7 protein-coding genes are annotated in these 10,504 nt (G+C 73.1%); 2 read left to right on the top strand and 5 right to left on the bottom strand.

Features of this window, described 5'->3' with window-relative positions; all coding sequences use genetic code 11:
- The coding region (locus ABZS54_RS39900; protein ID WP_355547360.1) for an ATP-dependent helicase at positions 1 to 1,795 on the bottom strand (1,795 nt) is incomplete at its 3' end.
- 149 nt (positions 1,796 to 1,944) lie between these two features.
- Between ABZS54_RS39900 and ABZS54_RS39895 the strand changes: the two genes are divergently transcribed.
- A complete protein-coding gene (locus ABZS54_RS39895; RefSeq protein ID WP_355547357.1) occupies positions 1,945 to 2,214 on the top strand; it encodes a mycoredoxin in 270 nt (89 codons plus the stop codon).
- Between the two features lie 73 nt (positions 2,215 to 2,287).
- Here the strand turns inward: ABZS54_RS39895 and nudC are convergent, their stop codons facing one another.
- Positions 2,288 to 3,208, bottom strand: a complete 921-nt coding sequence (nudC, locus tag ABZS54_RS39890; protein WP_355547354.1) for an NAD(+) diphosphatase — start codon at positions 3,206 to 3,208, stop codon at positions 2,288 to 2,290.
- Positions 3,205 to 4,623: a dipeptidase gene (locus ABZS54_RS39885; RefSeq protein WP_355547351.1), complete on the bottom strand. Its 1,419-nt coding sequence runs from the start codon at positions 4,621 to 4,623 to the stop codon at positions 3,205 to 3,207. The genes nudC and ABZS54_RS39885 overlap by 4 nt, the downstream gene beginning before the upstream one ends.
- Before the next feature lie 109 nt (positions 4,624 to 4,732).
- Between ABZS54_RS39885 and ABZS54_RS39880 the strand changes: the two genes are divergently transcribed.
- Entirely contained in the window at positions 4,733 to 5,581 is an 849-nt protein-coding gene (locus tag ABZS54_RS39880) for an endonuclease/exonuclease/phosphatase family protein (RefSeq protein ID WP_355547348.1), read from the top strand.
- 15 nt (positions 5,582 to 5,596) lie between these two features.
- Here ABZS54_RS39880 and ABZS54_RS39875 read toward each other — a convergent pair whose 3' ends face one another.
- Together ABZS54_RS39875 and ABZS54_RS39870 are read right to left on the bottom strand one after the other, a co-directional pair.
- The gene (locus tag ABZS54_RS39875; RefSeq protein WP_355547345.1) at positions 5,597 to 6,757 is read right to left on the bottom strand and encodes a PP2C family protein-serine/threonine phosphatase; all 1,161 of its coding nucleotides are present in this window, start codon (positions 6,755 to 6,757) and stop codon (positions 5,597 to 5,599) included.
- A 116-nt stretch (positions 6,758 to 6,873) separates the two neighbouring features.
- Positions 6,874 to 10,455: an ATP-dependent DNA helicase gene (locus ABZS54_RS39870; protein WP_355547342.1), complete on the bottom strand. Its 3,582-nt coding sequence runs from the start codon at positions 10,453 to 10,455 to the stop codon at positions 6,874 to 6,876.
- Between the last annotated feature and the right edge of the window lie 49 nt (positions 10,456 to 10,504).

Below are 10,504 nucleotides of genomic sequence, written 5' to 3'. Positions count from 1 at the left end.
CGGTACCGTCCGGCCCGCGGCCCGGGCCCGCGGCGCGGAACGCGTCCGGCTGACCGGACCCCGTGCCGGGCGAGCCGCCCACGCTGCGCAGGCCGTCCAGGAAACGGGAGGCCTTGCGTGCGCGGCCTCCGGGAGTACGCGCCTGCGCCCAGGACAGGGACAGCCGCTCGCGGGCGCGGGTCACCCCGACATAGAGCAGCCGGCGCTCCTCCTCGATCTTGTCCGGGGTGTCCGCGTAGGCGATCGGCATCATGCCCTCGTTGAGGCCGACCAGGAACACCGCATCCCACTCCAGGCCCTTGGCCGCGTGCAGCGACGCGAGCGTGACCCCCTCCACCGTCGGCGCGTGTTGCGCGCTCGCCCGCTCGGCCAGCTCGACGGTGAAGTCGCGCAGCGTCGCCTCCGGCCGCTTGGCCACGAACTCCTCGGCGAGCCGCAACAACGCGGCCACCGATTCCCACTTCTCCCGGGCCTGGCCGGATCCGGCGGGTGGCTCCGCGCTCCACCCGGTGTTGCCCAGCACCGCGCGCACCTCGGCCGCGAGCGAGCCGGTCTCCGACTCGGATCCGCCCGAGATGGCGTGCGCACGCAGGAAGTTCATCGCCTGGCGGACCTCGGCGCGCTCGAAGAATCGCTCGGCGCCCTTGAGCAGATACGCCACGGATCGCTCGGCGAGCGCCTGCTCGTACGCCTCGGACTGCGAATTGGTCCGGAACAGCACGGCGATCTCGGCGGGTCGCACGCCGTCCTGGATCAGCGCGCTGATCTGCTTCGCGGTGCTCTCCGCCTCGGCCTGTTCGTCGGCGTGCTCGACGAAGCGTGGGGCCGGGCCCTCGCCGCGCTGCGAGATCAGTTTCAGCCGGTGCTTCGCGGCCTCGCCCGATGCGTGTGCGAGCAGCCGGTTGGCCAGGCCCACCACCTGGGGAGTGGAGCGGTAGTCGCGGACCAGCTCGACCACCTCGGCGTCCGGATACCGGCGGCGGAAGCCGAGCAGGTAGGCGGGCGTCGCGCCGGTGAACGAGTAGATCGTCTGACTCGCGTCGCCGACCACGCACAGGCTGCGCGCCTCGTTCGCCCACAGGTCCAGCAGCCGCTGCTGGAGCGGGTTGACGTCCTGGTACTCGTCCACGGTGAAGTGCCGGTATTGCGCCTGGACCGCCTCGCGCACCTCGGGGCGCTCGTCCAGCAGTCCGATGGTGAGCAGCAACACATCCTCGAAGTCCATCCGGCCCTTGCCGGACTTGAGCTTCTCGTAGGCGGCGTAGATGTGCGCGATCTCGGCGGCCGCGCGCGGCGGCTTGCGGCTCGCCGCGAGCACCGCGCGCGGATAGTCGTCCGGCGCGGTCTGGGTGGCCTTGGCCCACTCGATCTCGCCGGTAATGTCGCGCAGCTCGGCCCGATCGGCCCGCAGTCGGCAGTGCTGCACCGCGTCGCGGACCAGCATGATCTTGGTCTCCACCAGCTGGGGTGGCGCGCCGCCGAAGACTTTCGGCCAGAAGTAGGACAACTGGCGCAGCGCCGCCGCGTGGAACGTGCGCGCCTGCACGCCGGGCACGCCCAGGTCGCGCAGTCGGCCGCGCATCTCCCCCGCGGCGCGCGCGGTGAAGGTGACCGCCAGGGTCTGGCCGGGCTGCATCGCACCGGTCAGCACGCCGTACGCGATCCGATGGGTGATCGCCCGGGTCTTGCCGGTGCCCGCGCCCGCCAACACGCACACGGCGCCGTCGACGGCCTTGGCCACCTGCCGCTGCTCGGGATCGAGCGCGTCCAGGACGTCGTCGGGGGAAGCGATCATCGACCCATCCTCTCAGGCATCCCGGCGACGTGAGGCCGGTTGTGCACAGGCGCCCGGGTCGTGCACAGGCGTGGAATCAAACCGATCGCACACACGTTGCCGATGTCGAAAGCCGATCCCGGACCGGGCGAACAAAGGAGTGCATGACGATGTCGGCCCCCGTGACGATGTACAGCACGACGTGGTGCGGCTACTGCCGCCGGCTCAAGAGCCAGATGGAGCGAGAGGGCATCGCCTACACCGAGGTGAACATCGAGCACGACCCCGCGGCCGCCGACTTCGTGATGAGTGTGAACGGCGGCAACCAGACGGTGCCGACGCTGGTGATCCTGCCGCCGGACGGCGGGGCGCCGCTGTGGACCGCGACCAACCCCAGCCTGGCCCAGGTCAAGGCCGCCGTCGCGGAGCTCGCCGCCTGAGCGCGAGCGACCCGACGAGTGCCGCGGCCCGCGACGCGTTCCCGTCGCGGGCCGCGGCACGTGCGGGCGGGGACTACCAGCGGTTGCCCTCGTCCAACGCCTCGCCGTACCACTTCTCGATCAGGTATCGGGCGATGGAGAGCGTCCCGGGCAGCAGCACCTCACCCGTGTCGATCGCCTCCTTGAGCTGCGCCCGCGAGTACCAGTGGGCCTCGGAGATCTCCTCGCCGTCCACCCGCACCCGGTCGTCCTCGGCATAGGCGAAGAAGCCCAGCATCAGGCTGGAGGGGAACGGCCACGGCTGGCTGGCGTGGTACTCGGTGGACGCGGTGACGACCCCGACCTCCTCGTGCAGTTCGCGCGCGACGGCCTGCTCCAGCGACTCGCCGGGCTCGACGAAGCCGGCGAAGGTGGAGAACCGCCGGTCCGGCCAACTCGCCTGCCGGCCGAGCAGGCACCGGTCGTCCCGGTCCAGCACCAGCATGATCACCGCCGGATCGGTGCGCGGATAGTGCTCTGTTCCGCAGGCCGGACAGCGGCGCACGTGCCCGGCCGCGCCGATCTCGGTCGACTGCCCGCAGCGCGCGCAGAACCGGTGGGTGCGGTGCCAGTGGTGCAGCCCGGTGGCGTGCACGAGCAGTCCCGCGTCCCGGTCGTCCAGGAGCGTGCCGAGTTCGCGCAGGGTGCCCTCGCGCACGTCCGCCGCGGGCTCCGCCAACTCCGCCACCGTGACCGCGAAGTAGCTCACTCCGGCCGCGTCGACGCCGAGCAGGTATCGCTCGCCCTCGGGGGCGTGGGCCGGCTCGACCAGGACCAGGTGCGGCGCGCCCTTGTCGCCCGTCCACTGCGTCCGGCCCTGGGCCAGGACCAGGACACGCGTGTCGGGCGCGCGCCACGCCTGGTCCAACCAGGCCTGGTCCAGGCGGTGTTCGGCCGCCCGGTCGAGGGTGGCTCGGGCCAGTGCCTGCCCGGCGACAGGCTTGGGGTGGATCAACTGACGTTCCTCCCGGATCGTGCTTCGTGCCAGGTCGCCGCGAGGTCGTGCCAAAGGTGTGCGGCGGCCTCCGCGCCCTTGAGGAGCAGCGGCTTCTCCACCTTCTCATCGACCGAATGCCAGCCGTCGTCGGGCAGCGAGACGCCCAGGAAGACCACCGGCGCGCCCAGCACCTCCTGCAGGTCCGCCTCCGGCCCGGAGCCGCCCTCGCGGGTGTACAGGATCTCCGTGTCGAACGCGCGGCCGAGCGCGCGGACCACCGAGCGCAGCGCGGGATGGTCCAACGGCGTCAAACACGGCCGGACGCCGGTGCCGAAGTCGAGTTCGCAACGGATCCCGGCAGGCACCCGCCCGGCCACCCACGCGCGCACGATCCGCTCGATGTGCTCCGGGTCCTGACGGTCCACCAGCCGGAAGGAGAGCTTGGCGTGTGCGGAGGCGGGCACGATCGTCTTGCGGCCGGGGCCGGTGTAGCCGCCCCAGATGCCGTTGACCTCGGCGGTCGGACGCGCCCAGACGCGTTCCAGCGTGGTGTAGCCGGTCTCGCCGCTCGCCGCGGCGGACTTCGCGTTGTCCAGCCACACGGCCTCGTCGAACGGCAGCTTGGCGAACAACTCCCGCTCGCGGTCCGTCAGTTCGCCGACCCCGTCGTAGAAGCCGGGAATCGTGACGTGGCCGTCCTCGTCGTGCAGCGCGGCGATCAGCCTGGCGAGCGCGGTGGCCGGGTTGGGCACCGCGCCGCCGAAGGACCCGGAGTGGATGTCCGAGGTGGGGCCGAAGAAGTCGATCTGCGCCTCGGCCAGGCCGCGCATGCCGGTGCACGTGCTGGGTGTGTCCGCGCCCCACATGCCGGTGTCGGAGACCACCACGACGTCGCACGCCAGGCGATCCCGACGCTCGCGCAGCAGCGCCGGCAGGTGCTCCGAGCCGGACTCCTCCTCGCCCTCGACGATCAGCTTGAGGTTGACCGCGGGCGTGTCCCGTCCGGTCGCGGCCAGATGCGCCCGCACGCCGAGCAGGTGGAAGAGCACCTGGCCCTTGTCGTCCGCCGCGCCGCGCGCGTACAGCCGGTCGCCCAGATCGGTCGGCTCGAACGGCGGTGTGCTCCAGCCGTCGGCGAGCGCCGCGGGCTGCACGTCGTGGTGGCCGTAGACCAGCACGGTGGGCGCGTCCGGGTCGGCCGAGGGCCACTCGGCGAACACCGCCGGCAGCCCGCGCGTCTCCCACACCTCGACGGTGGGGAAGCCGGCGTCGCGCAACGCGCCGCCCAGCCACCACGCGCTGCGCTCGACGTCGGCCGCCGCGGCCGGGTCGCCGGAGATCGAGGGGATGGCCAGCCAGGTGCGCAGATCGGCGAGGAAGTCGGCGGCGTGCGCGTGCACGTAGGCGGAGATGTCGTGGTCGGGGATGCTCATGGATTCGACCATATGCCTGCCGCGCGGGCGGGCGGCGCACGGCGTCGGGGCTGCGATCGGTCCGCGCCGAGGCACGCCCCGGCCCGCTCGGTGGGGTTACCGTCGGTCGATGACGACGTTGCGGATCGCGACCTTCAATCTCCTGCACGGTATGGACCTGGCCGACGGCGAGTCCGATCCGGAGCGGCTGCGCGCCGCGCTGGCCGACCTCGACGCCGACATCGTGGCCCTCCAGGAGGTCGACCGGCATCAACAGCGCTCGGGCGGGGCGGACCAGGCGGCGATCGCGGCCGAGGCGCTGGGCATGTCGCAGTGGCGCTTCCTGGCGTCGGTGCACGGCGTGCCGGCGCCGGTGTCGGGGTGGACCGAGGACGAGCCGGTGCCGGGCGAGCGTCGGGTGTACGCGGCGGGTGAGCGGGGCGAGGGCGGGCCCGGGTACGGCATCGCGCTGCTGTCCCGGCTGCCGGTCTCGCACTGGCGGGTCCGGCGCTTCCCGGCCGCGCCGCTGAGCCTGCCGCTGCGGGTCCAGGGCCGGCCCGGCCTGACCCGCGTCCCGGACGAGCCCCGAGGCGTGCTCGCGGCGGTCGTGGAGGGCCCGCACGGGCCGTTCACGGTGCTCGCGGCGCACCTTTCCTTCGTACCCGGCTGGAACATCTCGCAGCTCGCCCGGATCCGCCGCTCCACCGCCGACCTGCCCGGCCCGCAACTGCTGCTCGGCGACTTCAACCTGCCCGGGCGCATCCCGCAGGCGGTGGTGGGCCGGCGCGGGCGCGGTGCGGGCGCGGTGCGCTGGCGTTCGCTGGCCCGGGTGCCCACGTATCCCTCGTATCACCCGCGGGTCCAGTTCGACCACGTGCTCGGGCACGGCATCGGTCCCGAGGCGGTCCGGCGCACCGAGGCGGTCCGGTTGGGCGTCTCGGACCACTGCGCACTCGTGGTGGAGTTGAAGGTCGGCTGAGCGGCCTTCGCGACCTCAGGCGGTCAGCTGCGCCCCGCGCAGCCCGTCGTGTCGGGCGACCACCGGCCGGTAGCGCAGCAGCACCATCGCCGCGTCGTCCTGGAGCGGATGGCCCACGTGCCGCCGGACGTCGGCCTCCAGCCGGTTCAGGGTGTCCTCGACCCCGGGCAGGCTGTCGGGTGCCCGGTCCGGGAGCGGATAGAACTCCCCGGCCGAGTTGCGCGCCTCGATGATCCCGTCCGTGTAGAGCAGCAGCCGGTCCTCGGGCAGCAACGGCACCCGCAATACGGGCAGATCCAGTTCGCGCAGGTCCACGATGCCCAGCGGCGGGGTCGGGGTGGGCGGTTCCAGCGGCTCGGCGTGTGCCGCGCGCAGCAGCAGCGGCGCGGGATGGCCGCAGTTGAGGACGTCCACACAGGCGTTGTCGCTCGGGAAGCCGAGCAGGATCAGCGTGACGAACTCCTCGTCGTCCTCGCCGAGCCGACGCTCCAGACTGGCCGACAGCCGTCGGGCCACGCCCGGCAGGTCCGGCTCCTCGTACGCGGCCTCGCGAAACGCGCTGAGCACCGCGGCTGCGGTCCGCACCGCACCCAGCCCCTTGCCGCGCACGTCTCCGATCGCGACCCGGACGCCGAACGGGGTCGGCACCACCTCGTACAGGTCCCCGCCGATCCGCGCCTCGGCCGCCGCCGCGCGATAGCGCACGCCGACGGTGAGCGGGCCCATGAACCTGGGGACCTGGGGCAGCAGCACCTCCTGGGCCGCCTCGGCGACGCTGCGCACCTCCTCGATGGTGCGTTCCTGGCGCATCCGCACATGTACGCCGGCCCACGCGGTCGTGGTCACCAGCGCGATCGAGACGAGCGTGATGAAGGGCTCGCCACCGCCTCGGCCCTGCCCGACCGCGGTCAGCGCCACCGCCACCACGGCCGTTACCGCGCCGGTGATCAGCGGTCCGCGCGGGGCCGTCTGGGTGAGTCCGGACAGCGCGGGCGCGACCGCGAGCAGCGGTGCCACGTGTACGTTCTCCGGCGTCGCGGCGGCCAGCACCACGACCGCGAAGATCACCAGGAACGGCAACAGGCGCAAAAACAGGCCGATTGTGGGCAGCAGGGGACGGTCGCTCGCAACGCCGACGAGCCGCAGTGCCCGTCTCGTCTGTGCTGTTCCGCGCACCGGTGCCGTTTCCCGTCCCGTCGAAGTTCGCCGTACTACCGATCCTGACAAACGATACGAGCGTCGGAAACACGCCGCATCGGGCCCATCGTCACCCGACCCGGATTTCCTGCGGATCAAGGACCTTGGTCCCGCCCCGATTCGTCAGCTTCCGTGAACAACTGTTCCAGTTCGTCGCGACCCGGCAGTCCCCTCGGCCGGACGAGTTCCCCGGTGCGCACGTACAGGAACGCGGCCGAGACGTCCTCGATCGGCACGTCGGCGTATTCGGCCCAGGCCAGCCGGTAGACCGCGAGTTGGAGCGGGTCCGCGTTCTGCACCCGGTTGGTCTTCCAGTCGACCACCTCGAAGCCGTCGCCCTCGCGATAGACCGCGTCGATCCGACCGCGCACGATCCGACCGCCGAGAAAGAGCTGAAAGGGTGCCTCCACCCGGTACGGGGCGCGCTGCGCGTAGGGCGTGCGCAGGAACGCCTCCTGGAGTGCGAGCAGATCGGCCTCGTCGGTGATCTCCTCGTCGGCCGCGCCCGGCAGGTCGTCGGGTTCGAGCAGCGGCCGCTCGCCGAACAGCGACTCGACCCACGCGTGGAAGCGGGTGCCGCGCCGGGCCGCGGGGGCGGGCGGACGCGGCATCGGTCGGGCCAGCTCGCGGGCGAGGCCGTCCGGGTCGTTGGACAGGCGCAACATCTGGGACGCGGACAACGTCGCGGGCAGGGGCACCTCGCGCACCCCGGATCGGCCGCGGCGCAGTTCCTCGGCCAACCGGACCAGGTCCCGATCCCACGACTCGATCAGGGCCAGCTCGTCCGGCGTGGGCTCGAAGGCGGCGGCGCCGGCCGCGGGGCCCTCGACCGGCGGATGCCCGGCGCGTACCTCGTCGGAGTGGCCGCGGACCTCGGCCGAGTACCCGCGCGGGTCCTCGTACCCGCGCGCGTCGTGGTGCCCGCGCGCGTCGTCGTGCTCACTTGCGTCGTCGTGCTCGCGCGCGGGCTGCTCGTGGTCGGGCGGCCCCGGGTCGTCCTCGGGCGGCGGCGCGTCCTGCTCCGGGTCCGCCGGGACGTAGGCGTCGTAGACCTCGACCGGCACCTGCTCGTCGTCGGCCGGCCCGAAACCGGACACGGGCGCGGGCTCGGGCTCGGGCTCGCGTTCGGCCCCGGGCAAGGGCTCGGCTTCGGCTTCGGGCTCGACCGACGGATGTTGCGTCGCGTGGTCGACCCGCCGGGCGGCCTCGCGCCGGGCGAGTTCGGCGAGTACCGCGTCGGCCGCCCGGCGACGCTCCACCAGCGCGGTCGCATCCAGCGGCAGCGGCCAGGCGTGCTCGACGGTGTCCGCGAGATACGGGTTGACCGGTTCGGCGGGCTCGGGCGTCCAGACCTCGACGGTGCCGTTGCCGGCCAGGCAGTGTTCGCGCAGGCGGGTGAGGAACTCGGAGGGGCCGCGCGGCTTCTTCTGGGTGGGTCCCCACCAGTGGCCGGACGCGATCAGCAACTGCTTGGGCCGGGTGAAGGTCACGTAGCCCAGGCGCAGTTCCTCGGTCGCCTGGTGCTCGCGCATCGAGGCGTCGAACGCCTTGAAGCCCTTGGGCGTCAGATCGGGCAACACCGCGAGCGCGGCCGCGTCGCCGCGCAGCGGGTGCGGCAGCGCCTTGCCGTTGGTGATCCACTTGCTCTGCGTGCGCACGCTCGGGAAGACGCCCTCGATCAACCCGGGGACCGCGACCACCTCCCACTCCAGGCCCTTGGATTTGTGTGCGGTGAGCACCTTCACCGAGTCGCCGGCCGTGGGCAGGCTGCCGTCCAGGCCCTTGTCGTGCTCGGCGGCGGTGCGCAGGAAGGCGAGGAACGCGGTGAGCGAGGGGTCGCCGTCCAGGTCGGCGAAACCGGCCGCGACGTCCAGGAAGGTATGCAGCGTCTCCCGGCGGCGGGCGGCCAGGGCGCCGGGCGACGCGGACAACTCGACCTCCAGGCCGGTGCCGGCGAGCACCCGGTGCAGCAGGTCCATCAGCGGTTCGCCCAGGTGCCGGCGCAGGTCACGGATCTCGGTGGCCACCCGGGCGAACCGGCGGCGCGCCTCGGCCGAGAACGCGTACTCCTCACCGGGGTCGGCGAGCGCGTCGGAGAGCGAGACCACCTCGGTGGGGTCGATCCCGGCCACCGCCTCCTCCAGGCGGGCATCCGCGTCGTCGGCGCCGGCCCGGTCGACCCGGACCAGTTCGGCCGCCCGTCGACCCAGCAGGGCCAGGTCGCGCGGGCCGATCCGCCAGCGCGGCCCGGCCAGCAGGCGCACCAGCGCGGAGTTGGCGGTGGGGTCGTCGAGCACCTCGCACACGGCCACCAGGTCGGCCACCTCGGGCAGGTGCAGCAGCCCGGACAGGCCGACCACCTCGACCGGGATGTCGCGTCGCACCAGCGCCGCGTGGATGTCCGCGAAGTCCGCCGCGGTGCGCGCGAGCACGGCGACGTCGCCGGGGGTGATCGGGTCGCCGTTCTTGTCCAAAACGGTGTCGATCGCGGTCTTGATCCGGTCCGCGAGCCAGTCGATCTCCGCACTGTGGGTGGGCAGCAGCGCGGCGACCGCCCATCCCTCGTGCTCCGCGCCGGGCCCCGGGCGCAGTGCCTCCACCCCGCTCTCGGGGGTGCGCAGCGGTGCCGAGAGGTCGTTGGCGAAGGTCAGGATCCGGCCGCCGCTGCGCCGGTTCTCGGACAGCGCGTAGCGGGCCGCGGGGGTGCCGTCGCGGTCCGGGAAGTGCACCGGGAAGTCGTGGATGTTGGCAACCGAGGCGCCGCGCCAGCCGTAGATGGCCTGGCACGGGTCGCCGACCGCGGTGACCGGGTGGCCGTGCCCGAACAGCCCCTGCAGCAGCACCCGTTGGGCCACCGAGGTGTCCTGGTACTCGTCCAGGAGCACGACCCGATAGGTGTCCCGCAGGATCTCGCCGACCTCGGGCCGCTCCCCCGCGATCCGGGCCGCGTAGGCGATCTGGTCGCCGAAGTCGAGCAGGTCGCGGCTGCTCTTGGCGTGCCCGTACGCGTCCACCAGGCGGGTCAGGTCGAGCCGGTTCCGGGCCGCGTCGGCGGCCTTACGGGCGGCGGCGGAGGGCTTGGCTGCGGCCTCGACGTCGGCGACGAAGGCCCGGTCCCATTCCTGGAGCCGCTGGGGGGACACCAGGTGTTCGGCGAGTTCGCCGCCCAGGTGCAGGACCGAGGCCACCACGTCCGGCAGCCGGCCGGTCAGCGTGGGGAAGGGGCCGCGTGCGGTGCGGGCGGCCCGGGCGGCGAGCTGAAAGCGGGTCGCGTCGGCGAGCAGCCGGGCGGAGGGCTCCAGGCCGATCCGCAGGCCGTGCTCCTGGAGCAGCCGGCCCGCGAACGCGTGGTAGGTGGACACGGTCGGCTCACCCGCGTCCTCGTCGGCAGGGATCTCGCCGCCGCGCAGTTGCCCGATCGCCTTGCGCACCCGCTGCGCGAGCTCGCCCGCCGCCTTGTTGGTGAAGGTGAGGCCGAGCACCTGGTCGGGACGCACCGCGCCGGTTCCCACCAGCCACACCACGCGGGCGGTCATCACCGTGGTCTTGCCGGATCCGGCGCCGGCCACGATCACCCCGGGGCCCAGGGGTGCGAGCACGGCGTCCAGCTGCTCGGGCGTGAAGGGAATCCCGAGGAGGCGACACAGGTCGTCCGGGTCGGTCAGTACGGCGTGCACCAAAGGAACAGTAGTGCTGCGGCCGGACACGTGAACGTGGCCGGCCACG

The sequence above is a fragment of the Embleya sp. NPDC005575 genome, assembly GCF_040605455.1.
In the GTDB taxonomy this organism is placed as follows: domain Bacteria; phylum Actinomycetota; class Actinomycetes; order Streptomycetales; family Streptomycetaceae; genus Embleya.
The sequence above is the reverse complement of the archived record's forward strand: the minus strand, read 5'-3'. Positions and strand labels throughout refer to the sequence as shown.

Bases quoted from the DNA above. Each gene is read 5' to 3' on its own strand.
- ABZS54_RS39895 (WP_355547357.1), top strand. From the start codon at position 1,945: ATGTCGGCCCCCGTGACGATGTACAGCACGACGTGGTGCGGCTACTGC.
- ABZS54_RS39885 (WP_355547351.1), bottom strand. From the start codon at position 4,623: ATGAGCATCCCCGACCACGACATCTCCGCCTACGTGCACGCGCACGCC.
- ABZS54_RS39880 (WP_355547348.1), top strand. From the start codon at position 4,733: ATGACGACGTTGCGGATCGCGACCTTCAATCTCCTGCACGGTATGGAC.